This is a genomic window from Streptosporangium sp. NBC_01469 (genome assembly GCF_036227305.1).
In the GTDB taxonomy this organism is placed as follows: domain Bacteria; phylum Actinomycetota; class Actinomycetes; order Streptosporangiales; family Streptosporangiaceae; genus Streptosporangium.
In genome coordinates this window covers 6,519,752-6,537,344 of record NZ_CP109465.1, presented here as the reverse complement: position 1 = coordinate 6,537,344, position 17,593 = coordinate 6,519,752, and the positions used below count along the sequence as shown (strand labels likewise).

Genomic DNA, 17,593 nt, shown 5'->3' with positions numbered 1-17,593 from the left:
CGGGGTGCCCGCGCGACGTGGGGCGGCCCCGGCTACGGGCACGGCGGCCGGTAGGGCAGGCCGGAGAAGTACCGGTCCCACTCCGGCGCTGTGATCTGCGGGTGGGCCAGCCGGCACAGCCGGGCGGCGACGCGTTCGGCGTCGGTCTCCCACAGCAACGCCGTGCGGTCGTAGCCACCGGTCGCCACGGTGTGCCGGTCCGGGCTGAACGCCACCAAGGACACGCGGTCGGTGTGGGCTTCGAGGGAGGTCCGCTGCCGGGGGCGCCGCGGATCGGTGAGGTCCCACACCCGGGTGGTGCCGTCATTGCCCGCGGTGGCCAGCAGGCGCCCGTCCGGGCTGAAGGCCACCATGTTGACGCTGTCGGTGTGGCCGATCGGGGCGGCCAGCGGCACGGGGCGCCGGGGGTCGGCGATGTCCCACAGCCGTGCGGTGTCGTCGAAGCTGGCGGTGGCCAGGGTACGACCGTCCGGGCTGAACGCGACCGAGACCAGGCCGTCGCCGTGGCCGGTCAGCGTCGCGCGGAGCCGGTGGTCGCGCACGTTCCACAGCCGGGCCGTCCTGTCGGAGCCCGCGGTGGCCACGGTGTGTCCGTCGGGGCTGAACGCCACCGCGTTCACCCCCATCGGGTGGGGGAGCACCGCCAGCTGGCGGGGCCGACCGGGGGCGGTGATGTCCCACAGCCGGGCTGTGTTGTCCCAGGCGGCGGTGGCGACGGTGCGTCCGTCCGGGCTGAAGGCGGCCGCGTTGACGTTGTCGCTGTGACCGGTGAGGGTGAGCAGGTGGCGGGGGCGGTGCGGGTCGCCGACGTCCCAGACCCGGACGGTGCGGTCACGGCTCGCGGTGACCAGCCTGCGCCCGTCGGCACTCACGGCGACGGTGTTGACCCGGCTGCCGTGCCCGGTGAGGCGGGTGGCGTAGGGGACGGCGAAGGTCCCGAGCAGGCTGTCGCGGGCCTCGCCGGTGGGCGACAGGCGGTAGGCGGCCAGGCTGAGCTGCGCGGACAGGGCCGGATTGGCGTCGCGCAGGTCGGTGGCCTCGGCGGCGACCTTCTGCGACAGGGCGATGTCGCGTTGCTGCGTGGCGGTCCGCTGGGCCCGGAAGGCGTACACGGTCGTCGTGGTGGCCAGGACGAGCAGGACGGCGAGCAGCGCCGCGAGCTGCCGCAGCCTGCGGGTACGGCGGCGGGTGGCCTCCTGCTCCCGGGCCTCGGCCGCGATGCCGGCCTCCAGGAACCCCCGCTCCCCCGGCGACAGCAGGGAGTGGTTCCCGGCGGCCCAGTCCCTGGCGACGGCGAGGCGGGTGCCCCGGTAGAGGGCACCCTCGTCGCGGTCCTCCGACTCCCAGGCCTGTGCCGCCTCGGTGATCCGGCGGTGGATCCGCAGCCCCTCGCGGTCTTCGGTGAGCCAGTCACGGAGCCGCGGCCAGGAACGGATCACCTCCTCGTGAGCGAGCTCCACGGTGTCGTCGTCGAGGGTGACAAGCCGGGCGCCGGCCAGCCTCTCCAGGACGGCGGCGGTGTCGGGGTGGTCGATCTCACCTCGGCTGATGCGGCGTTTGGTGTCCTCCGTGCCTTCACCGAGCGCGGTGAGCCGCAGGAAGACCTGCCGGGCGAGGGCCTGCCGCTCGGGGCCGAGCGCGCTGTAGACCTCCTCGGAGGTCCGGGCGACGGCACGCTCGATCCCGCCCGTGGCCTCGTACCCGGCGAGGGTGACGGTGTTCCCGCGACGGCGCCCCCAGGCCTCCAGCAGCGCGTGGGACACCAGCGGCAGCACACCCGGCTGGCCGGTGGCGTCGGCGACGAGCCGGGAGACCAGGGCGACCTCGACCCGGTAGCCCATGTCGACGGCCGGTTGGGTGATGGCGCGGCGTAGCTCCTCGGTGGTCATCGGCCCGACGAGCACCTGGGAGTCCTGCAGGACCTCGGCGAGGTCGGGATAGCGCGCGCAGTGGGGGTAGAAGTCGGTCCGCACGCCGAGGATCACCCGGGTCCGGCTGTCGGGGTCACGGGCCGCGGCGACCAGGGCCGCGATGAAGGCGGCGCGTTCCGCGAGGTCGGGGCAGAGGGTGAAGATCTCCTCGAACTGGTCCACGACGAGGACGACGTCGGTGGCCGAGGCGTGCCTGGCGAGGAGCTGACGGGTGGCCAGGCCCAGGTTGCGCGGATCGCCGGTGAGCTCGGCGAGGAGGCCGCCGGGGGTGACGCCGAGCCGCGCGGCCAGATGTACCGCGCACTCGCGCAGCGGATGGGTTCCCGGGGTGATCGCCAGCACCGGGTGGGAGCCGAGGGCGGGAACCAGGCCGGCTCGCAGGAGTGAGGACTTTCCTGATCCGGACGCGCCGAGCACGGCGATGAATCGGTGCCGTGACAGGTGGGCGACGACCTTTTCCACCAGTCGCTCGCGGCCGAAGAACCGGTTCGCGTCCTTCGGCCCGAAGCTCCTCAGCCCGACGTACGGGGGCGTCTCACCCGCCGTTTCCGAGGGGTCCGGCCGGTTGGACTCCTCGGCCAGCGAACGCCACCGCGCCTCCCATTCCGCCGGATCGGCCCCGCACGCCTTCGCGTAGGCCACGGTGACGGCCATGCTGGGAAGTTTGCGTCCCCCGGCGGCCTCGGAAAGGGTGCCGGCGGAGTAGTGCGCCCGTTTGGCGAGCTCACGGTAGGACGGGTTGCCCGCTTTCACGCGTAATCGGCGAAGGTCCGCCGCGAACCGAAGTAAACGATCGTCACCGTCGTCAAGTGGTCGTTCCCGACGAGGCATCTTCGCCCCCTAGTCACCTCGCACCCGGGGTTTCATTGTTCAGCCGTTGTCGTTCGGCGTCCAGAGGGTGACACCGGCCCCCCGCCACCCCCTGTACCGGACACCGGCACCTCGAACGCGGCCGGCGCCGCGCGGGCGCCTCCACGGCGGGGTCATCGTACGGACCAGCGCTGTGCCCCGGAGCCGTTGCACTCCCACAGCTGTACCGGTGTCGCGTTCGCGGTCCCGCTCGCCGCGGGAACGCGAGAAGCCGGACGCCCGCCGGGAAAGGCGCGGGTGTCCGGCTTCAGTACCGGGTCAGACCTGTCGGGCGAGCCCCTTCTCGACCGCCTCGATGATCCGTGGCCGCAGCTCGGCGCAGCTGATGATCGCGTCCACCGAGCCGACGTCGACCGCCCGCTGGATGCTGTGCACGCGGTCGAACTCGGTGGCCACCTCGGTCAGCTTCTCGGCCCGCACGGACGACCGCAGCTCGGCCAGCTCGGCGGAGAGCGCGGCCCGCGTGGCGGCCGGCGCCTCCGCGACGCGGGCGGCGAGCGCGAGCACGCGGGGGTCGTTGCCGGTCCGCTTGTCGACGTCGCGCGCGAAGACCACCGCGGCGGCCGGAGCACCGCCGAGCACCGAGGCGAACGAGCCCTCGACCGCGAGCACGGTCAGGTTCGGGTTGAGCGCCTTGGAGAACACCACGAACGCGCCGCCGTGGTATCGAGAGATCACGCAGAACACGATGGGGCCCTTGAAGTTCACCACCGCGCGGCCGATCTCCGCGCCGTACTCCAGCTGCAGCTTGCGCATCGACTCGGGCGACCCGTCGAACCCCGACAGGTTGGCCAGCACGACCAGCGGACGGTTCCCGCTGGCGGCGTTGATGGCTCGGGCGGCCTTCTTGGACGACCTCGGGAACAGGGTGCCCGCGGTGTAGGTGTCCGGGCCGTCGGTGGGGGGGAATCCGCGACGCGGCACGGACCGGGACTCGATGCCCAGCAGGCACACCGGCCGGCCACCGAGGTGGACGTCCTGGACCGCGGCGGTGTCCGCGTCGGCCATGCCCGCCCACCGCTCCAGCACCGGGTGGTCCTGGTCGGACAGCGCGCGCATGACGGTGCGGATGTCAAACGGCTTCTTGCGGTCCGGGTTGGACTCGGCGGAGAAGATCTGACCCACCGTCGTGAAGTCGCTGTCCGGCACGGCGTGCGGGAACGTCGACACGTCGCGGTCCACCGGGTCGCCGGTGACCGCCCTGCGCGGACCGCTCTCCCCCGGCGCGACGTAACTGTGGTCGTAGTGCGACATCAGGATCTCCCGCGCGCCACGGATGTCCGGCGCCCAGTACTGCGCCTGGCCGTTCGGGCCCATGATCCGGTCGTACCCGCCGATGCCGTGGTTGTCCTCGGCGGACACGCCGCCGGAGAAGTCGAGCGACTGCTTGCCCGTCAGCACCATCGCGGAGTCGGGCGTCATCACCAGGATGCCCCTGGTGTGCATGAGCATCGTGGCCTCGGCGTTCCAGTACGGCTGGGCGCCGACGTTGATGCCCGCGACCACGATGTTGATCTCGCCGCCGTCCTGGGTGAAGTTCACGATCCGCTTCAGCGCGGCCGCCACCCAGTCCATGTTCTCGGTGCCGGACGACATCGAGATCCGGGCGCCCGCGGAGAGCGCGAACCACTCCAGCGGCACCCGCATCCGCTCGGCCATGTCGAGCGCGGCGATCACCCGCGCGCACTCGGGCTCGGACAACGCGCCGAGCGCCTTCGTCGGGTCGCCCAGCAGCACGACGCGGGTCATGCCCTCCGGGTGGCGCGGCGTGGGCGTGCTGACGACACCCGCGACGAGCGCGGCGGTGTTGCGCCCCTTGGGCCGGTTCACCGGCACCAGCCTGGAGTGCTCGTTCAGGTCGTACTCGGTGAACGAGCCGAACGGCCCGGCGAGCATGCCGGTCAGCTCGTACGGGTGGTGCGTGCCGCGGCTGTGCGCGCGCAGCACTTCCTGGCGGTAGTCGTCCAGCGGCTCGATGGGCTCGGCCGGCGGCGGCACGACGGACAGCCGCACGCCGGAGCCCACGTCGTAGCCGATCCGGACGGCGATGTCGACGAGCTCGCCGGTGGCGCCGTCGCGGCGCCTGCCGAGGAACAGCACCTCCTCCAGGCCCGCGCCCGCCGTCGTCGGCAGCACGCGCTTCGCCACGGTGTTCAGGTCGTCCGGCGAGAGATCGTTCGGCGGCCACACATAGATGACGATCCGGTTCGTGGCGGACGCCTTCGCGCCGGGCTTCTTGGCCCGGCGGATCGCGTCGAGGCACGTGGCCAGGATGTCCTCGGCCGCGGGCAGCGCGACGAGCCTGCCCTCGTCGTCGCGCAACGGGGTCAGGTCGCGGACCTGCCCCAGGGCGACGAGGCGCTCGTCGGACGGGTTCTGCCGTGCCGTGGCGCGGAAGAGGTAGACCTCCTCGTCGGGCGCGGGCAGCCGGGTGAGGTCGAAGTCGCGCAACCGCCCCAGCTGCATGCGCTCGGCGATGCGCGGGTGCAGACCGCGCAGCAGCCGTTCCTCCACGAAGCCGTCCGCGGACGGCCGGAAGGTGAAGTGGTGGTGCATCACGGCGCCGCTGTTGCCCGCGACGGTCGTGGCGATGCGGCCGATCCGGTTCGACGGCTGCTGCTCGACCATGACCTCGCGCAGGCGCGCGGCCATCTCCTCGGGATCGCTCGGGCCGTCCGGCCAGGTCAGGTAGATGTCCGCCACCAGCTCGCCGTCACCGGCGAGCTCGTCGACCGCCTTGACGGCCTCGGCCAGCGCCAGGAAGTCGACCGCGGTGGCCACGACGCGGCCGACGCCGGTCGCGGTGCGGTGTTCGGCGACGACGAACGTGCAGCCCGCCACCTTGCTCACCCGGATGTCGCTGAGCGCGCGGTTGCCGTAGTAGCGGCGGCTCAGCACCTCCAGCAGCGGCACGGGGTCCACGCCCTCGCGGCCGATCCGCTGGCCGACCAGCCGGACGAGCGGCTCGGCGCTGGCGACCATGGCGGAGATCCGCTCGGCGCGGTCGGGCGCGTCCGGGTGCCGGTCGAGGTGGCTCAGGTGCCTGCGTACGGCCGTGTAGACCTTGGCGCGGGCGCGGCGCAGCAGCGGCTGGGCGAACCAGGTGAACACGACGCCGCGCGCCAGGTCCGCGACGGCCGGGAACCGGACCTGGGTGGCGGCGACCAGGTGCTCCAGCGCCAGGCCGACGGTGACACGGTCCTCCCGGGCGGGCGGGGCCTCGTTCGTCCACTGGCGCAGCAGGGTCGTCACCACCGCGACGTCGGCGGACGCGCGCCGCTGGGCCAGGAAGATCCGGAAGACCGCGTCCTCCAACTCCGGCGTGCGGTCCAGGCCCTCGACACCGTAGCGGGACAGCACGTGGGTGAGCCGCTGCCGGAAGCTCTCCGACAGCCCGGCCCGGTCCGGGTCCAGGTACTGCAGGTACGTGTGGAAGTGCTCGCGGGGGCTGTGCACCGAGGAGTCGGGCTTCGACTCCTCACCGGCGGGCCGGTTGCGGCTCAGCTCGCTCAGGTCGGCGAACAGGCGCAGCAGCTCGACCTCACCGGCCGGCTCGTGCTCGCCCTCCGCGACGAGCTCGGCGCGCGCGGCCAGGTAGCCGGCGAGCAGGCGCCTCTCGTCCTGCGAGTCGATGTCGAAACCCAGCAGGAGGTTGCGCAGGTCCTGCAGGCCGCGCGCGGCCCGCTCGGCCGCGGGCACGTCCACCGGCTCGGCCGGCAGGTCCAGCTCGACCTCCCGCACCTCGGCCGCGGGACCGGCCACCTCGTCGCCGTCTCCCAGCGGCTCCAGGCGGAGCAGGCGGGCGCCCGCCTCCACCTGGCTGCCGACCGACACCGCGAGCTCCCGCACCCGGCCGCGGAAGGGCGCGCGCAGCACGGTCTCCATCTTCATGCTCTCGACCACCAGCAGCGGCGCGCCGGCCTCGACCTCGTCGCCCGCCCGCAGCGGCGTGGCCACCACGAGCGCGGGCACCGGCGAGCGCACGATGCCGCCCTCGTCGCGGCTGATCCGGTGCGTGACGCCGTCGACCTCCACGAGGTGGATCGGGCCGTGGGTGCTCGTGACGACCTTGAAGCGGACGCCGTTCACGGTGATCTGGCCGCTGTGCTCGTCGAAGCACTCGGTGTCGACGTCGGCCGCGTGCTGGGGGCCGCCCGCCGAGACGCCGACGCGGAACCGGCGGCCGCCGGTACGGGCGACCTGGACGCGGTAGCCGACGTCGCGGAGCTTGAGCTCCAGCGCGCGGCCGCTCTCGTGCTGCGACTGCGGGCGGCCGCCGTGCGCGGTGGTCAGGAAGCGCTGCCGCGTCACGGCCTCCTCGTCCTCGTAGGCCTCGATGGCGGCGGCGATCAGCGCGATCGCGGAGTGCCGGTGCGACACGAGGGCGCCCTGGGCGCGCACCCGGTCGATCCAGCCGGTGTCGGCGGACCCGTCGATCACCGCGGGCTCGTCGAGCAGCATGCGGACGAAGCTCTTGTTCGTCACGCCGCCCTCGATGATGATGGTCGTCTGCGTCATCGCGCGGCGCAGGCGGGCCAGCGCCTCGGTGCGGTCACGGCCGTGCGCGATGATCTTGGCGATCATCGAGTCGAAGTCGGCGGGGATCGTGTCGCCCTCGCTGAACCCGGTGTCCACCCGGATGCCGGGGCCGCTGGGCAGCGCCAGCCGCGCGATCCGGCCGGGTGAGGGGGCGAAGTCGCGGTCGGGGTCCTCGGCGTTGAGGCGCGCCTCGACGGCGTGTCCCCACTCCTCTGGGGCGTCTCCCTCGAGCCTGCCACCCGCCGCGACGTGCAACTGGGCCTTCACCAGGTCGACGCCGGTGGTGATCTCGGTGATCGGGTGCTCGACCTGCAGGCGCGTGTTGACCTCGAGGAACGCGAACAGCCGCTCGCCGGGGTGGTAGAGGAACTCGACGGTGCCCGCGCCCTTGTAGTCCACCGCGAGCACGAGCCGCTCGGCCGACGCCTTCAGCTCGGCGATCTGCGCGGCGTCGAGGACCGGGGAGGCCGACTCCTCGATGATCTTCTGGTTGCGCCGCTGCACGGAGCAGTCGCGCACGCCCAGCGCCCACGCGGTACCCTGCCCGTCCGCGATGACCTGCACCTCGACGTGCCGGGCGCCCGTCACCAGTCGCTCCAGGAACACGACGCCACTGCCGAACGCGCGCGCGGCCTCCTGGCGGGTCAGTTCGTAGGCCCGGGTCAGCTCGTCGGCGTCGGAGACCATCCGGATGCCGCGGCCACCGCCGCCCGCGGTCGCCTTCAGCATCAACGGGTAGCCGATCCGGTCCGCCGCCGCCTTCGCGTCCTCCAGCGTCTCCACCGGACCGCGGCTCCACGGCGCGACGGGCACACCGACCTCTTCGGCGATCAGCTTCGAGCCGATCTTGTCGCCCAGCCTGCGCATCGCCTCGGGGCCGGGACCGACGAACGCCACGCCGATCTCGGCGCACAGCTCGGCGAACGCCGGGTCCTCCGCCACGAAGCCCCAGCCGACCCAGGCCGCGTCCGCACCGGTCTCGACCAGGGCTTTCCTGAGGACCGCGTGGTCCAGATAGGGCCGGTTCGCGGCGGGTCCCAGGTCGTAGGCGATGTCCGCCTCGCGGACGAACGTGGCCGTCCGGTCGGAGTCCGTGTACAGGGCGACGGTCTCGATCCGTGCCCCCGTCTCCGCTGCTAGGTCCTGAACGGCGTAGATGAGCCGCATGGCGGCTTCGCCGCGGTTGACGATGGCGACACGACTGAACACTGAGCGAACCCTTTCGAAGGCGGTGAACACGGCGGCCGTCCCCGCCCCCACAGGGATCCATACTCTCGGCCGCCCCCGGCTACCGGAATAGCGGGGACTGAGCGTCTTTCGCGACCGGAGTTGTGAGGCTCACACAAACGTACCCGTCGGGGTGGTGTGACATGCGCCCCCTGAGTCCTCGCGATCGGCGGGCCGGCCGGAGCCGGGACGAGCGCGTTCGGCCACGTCACCGCGACGCCCTCGTCCACCTTCGCGAACGGCGTCGACCACCACGACACGCCGGGGCCGCCGTCGGCCGGCGCGATCACGCCGCGAGGGGGGATCGGCCGGGGCGCGGGCGTCAGGTCGCGCCGCCGGGGCCGGGCAGGACGCGTTCGACCAGGTCGGTGACGAGGGGGTGGATCCGGCTCTCCGGAAAGATGTCGGGCAGCGTGAGCCGTTCCATGATCAGCCAGTTCAGCGCCAGATAGAGCAGGACCACGGTGGTCGCGTCGCCGGGCAGGCCGGACCGCGTGTGGTGGTCGATGTTGGCGTCGAGATCGGCGCGGATGCGTTCGGTGAGCAGGTCGCGCAACTCCGGGCGGCGGGTGGCCTCCAGCCGCAGTTCCAGCAGGGCCAGGTATCCGGAGCGGAAGTCGCTGACCCGGTCCACCAGCTCGTGCATGAGCTCGGTGACCTTGTCGCGGTCGCGCGGGCCCTCCAGCACGGCGGCCATCACGCCCGGGTCGGGCTCCAGCCGCTCGTAGAAGCGGTGGCCGACCTGGATGAGCAGGTCGTCGCGGTTGTCGAAGTAGTTGGAGGCCGTGCCGTTGGGCACCTGCGCCTCGACGTCGACGGCGCGGAAGGTCAGTCCGCGCGCCCCCTCTCGGGCCAGGACCTCGATGGCCGCGTCGAGGAGCGCCGCCCGTCGTGCCGGGTTCTGCCGCATCGCGATCTCTCCTTGGGCCGGCGTTGACACCACTCCGAGTGTAGTACTACGTTCTAACCACTCCAAGCAAAGTACTACGCCGAAAGCATCGATGGGATCGGCGAAGAGGAGACAGTGATGCGAGTTCAGCTCACCCCGGCTCTCTACACCGCACGAACCACCGGCCCCCTCCCTCACCTTGGGCCGAGTCGCCGGCAGAGCATCGGGGCGCGGCCGCCCCCGGCCCAGGCTCGGCGGCGACCGGTGCCGTCCGGCTTCAGGGCGCCACCGCTTCATGCCACCCAGCCTGAAATCACACAAAGACCGCGAATGGAATCAAATATGCGAAAGCTCGTTTACTACATCGGCATGACCATCGACGGCTTCATCGCCGCCCCCGACGGGAGCTTCGACTTCTTCCCGGTGACGCAGGACGTCGTCGACCTCATCGTCGAGGACTATCCCGACACCCTGCCGACGCACGCGCGTGAGCAACTGGGCGTGCGCGTGCCGAACAAGAACTTCGACGTCGGCGTGCAGGGGCGCACCACCTACGGGGCCGCCCTGGAGATCGGGATCACCAGCCCGTACACCCACCTGCGCCAGTACGTGGTCTCGGAAAGCCTGAAGGAGAGCCCGGACCCCGCGGTCGAGATCATCTCCGCCGACGTGGTCGGCGAGATCCGCCGGCTGAAGGCCGAGGACGGCAAGGACATCTATCTGATGGGCGGCGCCCGGCTGGCGGGCACCCTGCTCCCGGAGATCGACGCGCTCGTCATCAAGCTCTACCCGGTGGTCGCCGGAGCAGGAATCCCCCTGTTCAGCACCGGCTTCTCCCCCACCCCCTTCGAACTCACGGGCACCCGCGCGCTCGAGAACGGCATGGTCGTCCTCACCTACGACAGGAAGTGAGAGGCCGGCGCCGAACGGGCACCGCCCCGGCTCGTCGACCACGGCTAAGCCGGGAATCGCCCGGTGAGCGTTTCCCGTCCGGCGACGGTCCCGAGTGCCGTGCCGGCGGTTCCGGCGCCGCGCTCGCGGCGGGCGGCGCTACGGCTCCGCGGCGCTCCGGGCCAGCCGTGCCGCGAGGCCGTCCAGGTGGCGGGCCAGGGCGTGGTTCAGCAGGCCGTCCAGATCCCGCATCTCCTCCCCGTAGACCGCGGCCAGCCGCGGGAAGCGGCCCGAGCCCATGAGGGCGCGCACCTCGTCGTCGAGTGTGATCCACCACTGGTCGTTGGCCACCCCGGTCTCCCGCTCCGCCTGCACCTCCGCCGCCACGCTGAGGGCGAGGCCGCGGACGAGGGCGGACAGGGTGACCGCCTCCCGCGCCCGCTCGGCGGGGGTGAGGGGCAGCCCGTCCAGCGCCCGCAGGATCCACTCGATGTGGGCCATCGCCTCAGGGGTGAGCAGCGGCCTGGTCAGCGACACCAGCTCGGGGAGCCACGGATGACCGCGGTAGGCGCTCCACTCCACCCGGCTCACCAGCTCCAGCTTCGCCCGCCAGCCCGGCGGGCCGGGCTCGGGCAGCGGATACGCCCGGAACACGGCCTCGGCCATGAGGTGCTCCAGCTCCTCGCGCCCGGAGAGGTGCCGGTACAGCGACATCGGGCCGACGCCGAGCTCGGCGGCGAGCCGTCGCATCGACACGGCGTCCAGGCCCTCCGCGTCGGCGACCGCCACGCCGGTCGCCACGATCCGCTCCGTCGTGAGCTCCCGGCCCGGCGCGCGCCCGCCACGCCGGGGCGGGTCGGGGGCGCGCACGACCGTGCCCGATCCCACCCGCGTGACCACCAGCCCCTCGTCCCGCAGGACCGCGAGCGCCCTGGTGGCGGTGGCCATCGCCACGCCGAAGTCACGGACCACCTGCCGCGTGGACGGCACACGGTCACCGGGGCGCAACGCGCCCGTCGTGATCCGGTGGCGGATGACCTCGGCGATCCGTAGGTACGGCCGCTCGCTCTCATCACCTGGGGACATGACACAACTGTACTAGTACGCGTTCGCGCGGAACGGCGACGATCCCCGGATCGTCCGACCTTAAAAGTACGGGCCACCCGGTGCACTTCGGAAAGTGCACTGCTCAAGGTCGCCTCACGCTCGGCGTGCTCATACGGTGTACGCATGACCATGACAAACACCGCGTGCGAGACCGCGGTCCGCGTGCTGACGGCGGCGTTCGCCGATGACCCCGTGACGCGCTGGCTCCTTCCCGACCCCGCGGTCGACCCCGCCGACGTCGTGTTCCGGCCGCTCGCGCAGCGGTCGGCCGCGCACGGCGAGCTCGCGCTCTCCGCCGACGGAACGGCCGCCGCCGTCTGGCTGCCGCGAGCCGCGGAGCCGCCCGTCCTCGACGATGAGGCACTCCCGGACCATCTCTCGCGGCTGCGCACCTTCATAACGCTCACCGAGCAGCGGCACCCGAACGGCCGCGCGCATCTCCACCTGGTGTTCCTCGGTGTCGCACCCGAGGCGCGGGGGCGCGGGCTCGGCGGGGCGCTGCTGCGTGAGCGCCTCGCCGCGGCCGACGCCGAAGGCGTGCCCGCCTACCTGGAGGCGAGCTCTCCCCACAGCCGGCCGCTCTACGAGCGCCACGGGTTCCGCGTCACAGGCGACCCGATCACCCTGCCCGACGGGCCGCCGATGTGGCCCATGTGGCGCGACCCCCGCCCCTGAGACCGGGCCGGGCCTGGCCGGTCGCCGGGCGTTCGGGCGAGGCGGGCGAGATCCGGTACCGCGCCGTTCAGCCGGCCGACCGCCACCGCCGCACATGGGCGGCGCAGAACTCGCGGAAGCTCGTCGGCGCGTCGCCGGTGACGTCGGCGACCGTCGAGGTGGTCCGGTCCTCGGCCCCACCGGCGATGGCATGGTCCATCCCGGCCAGAATGGCGGCGAAGCCGTCGGGCATGCCGGTGTCGGCGAGCCGCCGCCGCACGGCGTCCACCGTGACGCCGCGGTGCCGGACCGGACGCCCGCCCAGCTCGGTGATGGTCGCCGCGATCTCCGCGTAGCTCAGGGCCTGCGGGCCGGTCAGCAGGTGGTCGGTGTTGTGCGGGGCCGGATCGGTGAGGGCGCGCACCGCCACGGCGGCGATGTCGGCGGCGTCGATGAAGCCGACCCTGCCGTCTCCGGTCGCGGTCACGATCTCACCCCGTTCGCGGATGCTGCGCGCGTGCATGTGGTCGTCGGCGAGGTTCTGCATGAACCAGGAGGGGCGCAGCACCGCCCACTCGGGGAACATCTCACCGATGGCGGTGTGCACCAGCCCCAGGCCGGTCCCGCCCGCCGGGATGGCCGACGAGCTGAGCAGGACGATCCGCCGCACGCCGGCGTCGCGCGCCAGCTCCAGGAACGGTCTCATCTGCCGCACCGGCTCGGTGGCCCCGATCGGCGGTATCAGGTAGATGCCGCGTACGCCGTCGAGGACCGCGCGGTGGGTGCCCTCGTCGTCCCAGTCGAAGCGCACGTGCCGATGCGCGGCCTCCGGCGACTCGGGCCGGTGCCGGCTCGCGGTCCGTACACGATGTCCCCCCTCGACGAGCCGGTCGGCGACGCGCCGGCCGGTGTTGCCGGTCGCGCCGGTCACGAGGATGGTGTCGGCCCCGGTCATCGGGTCGCCCCCGTCGCGGTGTCGCTCAGCAGGTCGTCGCCCAGCGCCTCGATCACGACCATCGGGTTCCAGTAGTCCCGGTAACGGGTGATCCTGCCGTGGGCGACGGTCACCACGGCGATGTAGGAGATCTCGTACGGCCTGCCGGTGGCCACGACCTTCCCCGCGGCGGTGAACTCGGCGATGACCACCGCGGGATCGACCGTTTCGTGCACGGTGAGCGCGGTGACCTCGGCGATGTCGAGCTTGTCGGGGTAGTCGATGAGATAGGCCGTGATGGCGGCGATCCCGTCGAGGCGGCGCGGCGCCCCGGGCGGCGCGAAGGGGAACTCGGCCACCGCGTCCTCGTGCCACAGCGCGAGGTAGGCACGCATGTCCTTGGCGAGCAACAGGTCCACGCCGCGTCGCAGTACGGCGGCGGCTGTCGTGTCGGTCATCTCTCTCCCGCGATCGAAGGGGCACTCCGCGATACAATGCGGACTGCCGGTCCGTTAAATATACGGACCGGCGGTCCGAATTGCAAAATCGGAGGACGGGACATGACGTCGGCAGGGCGCAAGGAGCGAGTGGATGCCGTACGCAACCGGGAGACGGTGCTGGCCGCCGCCGCCCGCCTGCTCGACGCCGCGGACGATCCCGGTGAGGTGTCCATGGGCGACATCGCGGCAGCCGCCGGGGTCGGCAAGGGAACCCTGTTCCGGGGATTCGGCGACCGGATCGGCCTGCTCCAGGCCCTCGCCGATCAACGCGGCGATCGGTTGCGCACCCAACTCGCCGCGGGCGAATCGTCGTCCGACCCGGTGGAACGGGCGACGGCGACGCTCGATGCGATCCTGCGGTTCAAGCTCGAGAACCGCTCGCTGATGCTCGCCCTGGAGAACGCCGGCAGCGGGAGCCCGTACCGGAGCTCGACGTACGACCGGTGGCACGGGCACCTGGCGGAGATCGTCGCCGAGGTTCACGGCCCGGACAACGCCGACTACCTGGCCCATGCGCTGCTCGCCGTCGTGCGCAGCGATCTCATCGAGCATCTCAGCGATCAGCCGCCGGCACGAATCCGCGACGGCATCGCCTATCTCGTACGCGTTCTTCTCTCCGGCGACGCACCGCGCCGAGGCACTCCCTGAGCCCGGCCCCACCTCGACCTCGGCCGCCGCGTCCGGCGTCACGATCCCGGCCCGCCCCGAGCGGGCCGGCGGCAGTGGCGGTCATTTGACCGGTTCACGTAGCGTGAGAGAATGGGGTGGGTAACAGCCAGATTTTACCCAGGGTCGATCCGCGGGCGGATCACCTTGCTGACCGTCTTGATCGCCGGTCTGCTGCTGGTTCCCATGGCACTACTCATGATCATGTCCATCGAGCAGACGTTCACCAACGAGGCGTGGAGCGACACCCGCCAGGAGGTGACCGCGGTGGCGGCGCTCATCCGCGCCGGGCAACTGCCCTCCGTCATCGTGCCGGTCGTCCCGGGCGTCGACGTGGTGCAGGTCGTGGGGGCCGACCGGCACGTCATCGCCGCCTCCCCCGCCGCCCGGCGGAAGGTCGCGCTGAGCACGATCCGGCCCGATCCCGACGAGCCGATCCAGGACGCGCAGACCTGCGGTGACCCCGAGCCGGGCTGCATGCGCCTGACCGCCCTGCGCGTCGGGGCGATGCCCGACTCTCCCGTCGTCTACGCCGGCCGACGCGCGCCCAGCACCCAGTCGACCGGTTTCGTCACCATCGCCGTCGCGCTCCAGACCGGCGCGCTGATCGCCCTGGTGGGCTGGGTCAGCTGGAGGGTCAGCGGTCAGACGCTGCGGCCCGTCGACACCATCCGCCGCCAGCTCGCCCAGATCACCTTCCAGGACCTGAGCAGCCGGGTGCCGCAACCGTCCGGTGACGACGAGGTCGCCAAGCTCGCCCGCACCGCCAACCACACGCTGGACCGGCTGGAACACGCCGTAAGGGTACGGCGACAGTTCGTCACCGACGCCTCACACGAGCTGCGCACCCCTCTGGCCGGGCTGCGCCTGCAACTGGAGGAGGCCCGGCTGCACCCCCGCGACATCGACCTGGACCACCTGCTCGATCATCTGCTCGGCGACACCGCCCGGCTCCAGCAGATCATCACCGACCTGCTGTATCTGGCCGGCGTCGACGCCGAGGTGGCCGTGATGCGGGAGCCGATGGATCTGGCCGCCCTGGTCCGTTCGGAGCTGAAGCCACGCGCCGCCCGGGACCGGCTGCCCACCGAGCTCGTACTGCGGGAGGGGGTCGTCGTGCGGGCCGTGGGCCATCAGCTCAGCCGGGCGCTGGCCAACCTGCTGGACAACGCCCAGCGGCATGCCGAGCACACGGTGCGCGTCGAGGTGTGCCGGGAGGGCGACAGCGCCCTGCTGGCGGTCTCCGACGACGGCGCCGGAATCGCCGGGCCCGACCGTGAAAAGATCTTCGAGCGGTTCACCCGGCTGGACGCGGCCCGCAGCCGCGACCGCGGCGGCACCGGCCTCGGCCTGGCGATCACCAGCGACGTGGTGCACGCCCACGGCGGAACCGTCGAGGTCGGGCGATCGGCCGCCGGCGGCGCGCGCTTCGAGCTACGCCTGCCCCTGGCCGAAGCCTCATAGCGCGCTCCCGTCCGATCCGATGGACCTGACGCCGGCGGCGTTCCGCGACTCCTCCGGCCCGGCCCACCCGCGAGCCCACGCGGGACGCGGGCCGGTGGCCGCTTCGGCGCACCGGCGCCCCACGTGCCCGAGGCGGCTCCCGGATCCCGCGCACACCGCGTGTACCGGACGATCCCTCCGCCGCGCGACGCCTCCTCCGTACCACGACGGCCCGGTTGTGACAGGATGCATCGTCCGTCACCACGCTGAACGCGGTGGAGACCAAGTACGCCTCTGCGGGAGTGATCGATGGTTCAGCGACCTGCGGGGAGCCGCCCGTTCTCCGGGTGTCTCGCCGGCCTGCCCGCCCGTCCCGGATCCGGCGACCGGGCCGGAGGCGTCGCCGGCCGACCGGCCGGCCCGCGGTTCCACGGCCGGGACGGCCGGGCCCGATGAGCGCGCGCTTCGAGGAGCTCGACTGGCGCGCGACGCCACTGGGAGAACTCAGCCTGCGGCGCCGGCGGGAGCCCTCGCTCGGCGTCGACGTCTACGAGATCAAACTCGACGACGACTTCCTCATGTCGAGCCTGTTCACGGTGGCCGAGATCGCGCTCGCCCGGCTCGGGCTGGCGGCGCTGCCGGGCGCGGATCTCGACGTCGTCGTCGGCGGGCTGGGGCTCGGCTACACGGCGCAGGCCGTGCTGGAGCACACCCGCGTGCGATCGCTCGTCGTCGTGGAGGCGCTTCACGAGGTGATCGAGTGGCACGAGCGAGAGCTGTTGCCGATCGGCGCCGGGTTGACGGCGGATCCTCGCTGCCGCCTGGTCAACGGTGACTTCTTCGCGATGGTCGCCGCCTCCCCCGGCCTCGATCCCGAATCGCCGGACGCCCGCTTCGACGCCGTACTCGTTGACATCGACCATTCGCCGCGCCATGTCCTGCATCCGAGCCATGCCGCGTTCTACACCCCCGAGGGCCTGCGTCAGGTGGCCGCCCGTCTCCGTCCGGGTGGCGTCCTGGCCCTGTGGTCGAACGACCCCCCGGACGACGACTTCACCGCGACGCTCGCCGAGGTCTTCGAGAGCCCGGAGGCGCACGTCGTCGCCTTCCACAACTTCCTCCAGGGACAGGAGTCCACCAACACCGTCTACGTGGCGAGGTGAGAGCGGCCCCGGCAAGCGGTTTCCCGGAATCCTCAGGCCCGTGAGAAGTCGAACCAGAAAGTCCCGACCATCCCGGCCGGGGCGTTCGCCGTTCGGCTCACCTATCCGTACGTGGGGTGCTGCGGCCAGCCGGGTGGGGAGTCCTCCCACTCCTCCTGCCTGCCGTACGGGGTGAGGTCGAGGATGCTGTTGGCGAAGACGAGCCGGTCCACGCCTCGGGAGGTGGTGTTGTACGTCCGATAGACGTCTTCGCCGTCGCGCAGGAACACGCTCAGCATGAAGCCGCCACCGGCGCCGCAGTCCTCCGCGAACGACGTGCCACGCGACGACACGAACGGCACCGTCCAGCCCATCCGCGCCTTGTACGCCTCGATCTGGGCGAGCGGCATGTTCGACACGGTCACCCACGTGGTCCCCCGCCCGGCCAGCAGGGACGGCCCGGCCGCGGGGACGTTGTTCGTCAACCAGGTGCAGCCCGGACAGTAATGGTCCGGCCCGATGTCCATGAACTGGTAGACGACCAGCTGCCTTTGCCCCTCGAACAGGTCGAGCAGGGTCTTCGTGCCGGACGGCGTGTCGAAGGCGTACCCTCCGTCGAACCTGACCATCGGGAGACGACGACGACGCGCGGCGAGCGCGTCCTGCGCGCGGGTTGCCTCCTTCTCGGCCTTGAGCAGCTCGTCGCGGGCCTGCTGCCACTCCTCGACCGAAACGATCTCTGGTTTCTCCATCCGCCGATTGTGTCCGACGGGACCGACAAAACTTCGCGGCCTCCGGGA

General features: G+C 72.2%; 12 protein-coding genes. 5 read left to right on the top strand and 7 right to left on the bottom strand.

Annotated elements, in window-relative coordinates; translation table 11 throughout:
• Positions 1 to 32 precede the first annotated feature (32 nt).
• The 3 genes from OG587_RS28645 to OG587_RS28635 form a co-directional block, all read right to left on the bottom strand.
• Positions 33 to 2,762 carry an nSTAND1 domain-containing NTPase gene (locus OG587_RS28645; RefSeq protein WP_329080575.1) on the bottom strand — a complete coding sequence of 910 codons (2,730 nt, stop codon included), beginning with the start codon at positions 2,760 to 2,762 and terminating at the stop codon, positions 33 to 35.
• A 297-nt stretch (positions 2,763 to 3,059) separates the two neighbouring features.
• On the bottom strand, positions 3,060 to 8,549 hold the full coding sequence (locus OG587_RS28640; RefSeq protein WP_329080573.1) for an ATP-binding protein: 5,490 nt from the start codon (positions 8,547 to 8,549) through the stop codon (positions 3,060 to 3,062).
• A gap of 340 nt (positions 8,550 to 8,889) precedes the next feature.
• Complete coding sequence (locus OG587_RS28635; RefSeq protein ID WP_329080571.1) at positions 8,890 to 9,477, bottom strand: TetR/AcrR family transcriptional regulator; 588 nt, start codon at positions 9,475 to 9,477, stop codon at positions 8,890 to 8,892.
• A gap of 321 nt (positions 9,478 to 9,798) precedes the next feature.
• Between OG587_RS28635 and OG587_RS28630 the strand changes: the two genes are divergently transcribed.
• The gene (locus OG587_RS28630; protein WP_329080569.1) at positions 9,799 to 10,368 is read left to right on the top strand and encodes a dihydrofolate reductase family protein; all 570 of its coding nucleotides are present in this window, start codon (positions 9,799 to 9,801) and stop codon (positions 10,366 to 10,368) included.
• A 138-nt stretch (positions 10,369 to 10,506) separates the two neighbouring features.
• Here OG587_RS28630 and OG587_RS28625 read toward each other — a convergent pair whose 3' ends face one another.
• Entirely contained in the window at positions 10,507 to 11,433 is a 927-nt protein-coding gene (locus OG587_RS28625; protein ID WP_329080567.1) for a GntR family transcriptional regulator, read from the bottom strand.
• Between the two features lie 144 nt (positions 11,434 to 11,577).
• Between OG587_RS28625 and OG587_RS28620 the strand changes: the two genes are divergently transcribed.
• Positions 11,578 to 12,129 carry a GNAT family N-acetyltransferase gene (locus OG587_RS28620; RefSeq protein WP_329080565.1) on the top strand — a complete coding sequence of 184 codons (552 nt, stop codon included), beginning with the start codon at positions 11,578 to 11,580 and terminating at the stop codon, positions 12,127 to 12,129.
• Between the two features lie 67 nt (positions 12,130 to 12,196).
• Here OG587_RS28620 and OG587_RS28615 read toward each other — a convergent pair whose 3' ends face one another.
• Together OG587_RS28615 and OG587_RS28610 are read right to left on the bottom strand one after the other, a co-directional pair.
• The gene (locus OG587_RS28615; RefSeq protein WP_329080563.1) at positions 12,197 to 13,063 is read right to left on the bottom strand and encodes an NAD(P)H-binding protein; all 867 of its coding nucleotides are present in this window, start codon (positions 13,061 to 13,063) and stop codon (positions 12,197 to 12,199) included.
• Positions 13,060 to 13,500, bottom strand: a complete 441-nt coding sequence (locus OG587_RS28610; RefSeq protein ID WP_329080561.1) for a nuclear transport factor 2 family protein — start codon at positions 13,498 to 13,500, stop codon at positions 13,060 to 13,062. Before OG587_RS28610 ends, OG587_RS28615 begins: the two co-directional genes overlap by 4 nt.
• A 102-nt stretch (positions 13,501 to 13,602) precedes the next feature.
• Between OG587_RS28610 and OG587_RS28605 the strand changes: the two genes are divergently transcribed.
• The 3 genes from OG587_RS28605 to OG587_RS28595 all read left to right on the top strand — a co-directional run bounded on the left by OG587_RS28605 (position 13,603) and on the right by OG587_RS28595 (position 16,814).
• On the top strand, positions 13,603 to 14,190 hold the full coding sequence (locus tag OG587_RS28605; RefSeq protein ID WP_329080559.1) for a TetR/AcrR family transcriptional regulator: 588 nt from the start codon (positions 13,603 to 13,605) through the stop codon (positions 14,188 to 14,190).
• A gap of 165 nt (positions 14,191 to 14,355) precedes the next feature.
• Positions 14,356 to 15,672 carry a sensor histidine kinase gene (locus tag OG587_RS28600; RefSeq protein WP_329080557.1) on the top strand — a complete coding sequence of 439 codons (1,317 nt, stop codon included), beginning with the start codon at positions 14,356 to 14,358 and terminating at the stop codon, positions 15,670 to 15,672.
• A gap of 431 nt (positions 15,673 to 16,103) precedes the next feature.
• Positions 16,104 to 16,814: a spermidine synthase gene (locus tag OG587_RS28595; RefSeq protein ID WP_329080556.1), complete on the top strand. Its 711-nt coding sequence runs from the start codon at positions 16,104 to 16,106 to the stop codon at positions 16,812 to 16,814.
• 101 nt (positions 16,815 to 16,915) lie between these two features.
• On the opposite strand, the gene OG587_RS28590 is transcribed toward OG587_RS28595, so the two are convergent.
• Positions 16,916 to 17,545, bottom strand: coding sequence for a DUF899 domain-containing protein (locus tag OG587_RS28590; protein WP_329080554.1), 630 nt, complete (start codon positions 17,543 to 17,545; stop codon positions 16,916 to 16,918).
• Positions 17,546 to 17,593: the final 48 nt, after the last annotated feature.

Excerpts from the sequence above, each read along its gene's own strand:
- OG587_RS28645 (WP_329080575.1), bottom strand. The coding sequence starts at position 2,762 with ATGCCTCGTCGGGAACGACCACTTGACGACGGTGACGATCGTTTACTT.
- OG587_RS28635 (WP_329080571.1), bottom strand. The coding sequence starts at position 9,477 with ATGCGGCAGAACCCGGCACGACGGGCGGCGCTCCTCGACGCGGCCATC.
- OG587_RS28630 (WP_329080569.1), top strand. The coding sequence starts at position 9,799 with ATGCGAAAGCTCGTTTACTACATCGGCATGACCATCGACGGCTTCATC.
- OG587_RS28625 (WP_329080567.1), bottom strand. The coding sequence starts at position 11,433 with ATGTCCCCAGGTGATGAGAGCGAGCGGCCGTACCTACGGATCGCCGAG.
- OG587_RS28620 (WP_329080565.1), top strand. The coding sequence starts at position 11,578 with ATGACCATGACAAACACCGCGTGCGAGACCGCGGTCCGCGTGCTGACG.
- OG587_RS28615 (WP_329080563.1), bottom strand. The coding sequence starts at position 13,063 with ATGACCGGGGCCGACACCATCCTCGTGACCGGCGCGACCGGCAACACC.
- OG587_RS28610 (WP_329080561.1), bottom strand. The coding sequence starts at position 13,500 with ATGACCGACACGACAGCCGCCGCCGTACTGCGACGCGGCGTGGACCTG.
- OG587_RS28605 (WP_329080559.1), top strand. The coding sequence starts at position 13,603 with ATGACGTCGGCAGGGCGCAAGGAGCGAGTGGATGCCGTACGCAACCGG.
- OG587_RS28595 (WP_329080556.1), top strand. The coding sequence starts at position 16,104 with ATGAGCGCGCGCTTCGAGGAGCTCGACTGGCGCGCGACGCCACTGGGA.
- OG587_RS28590 (WP_329080554.1), bottom strand. The coding sequence starts at position 17,545 with ATGGAGAAACCAGAGATCGTTTCGGTCGAGGAGTGGCAGCAGGCCCGC.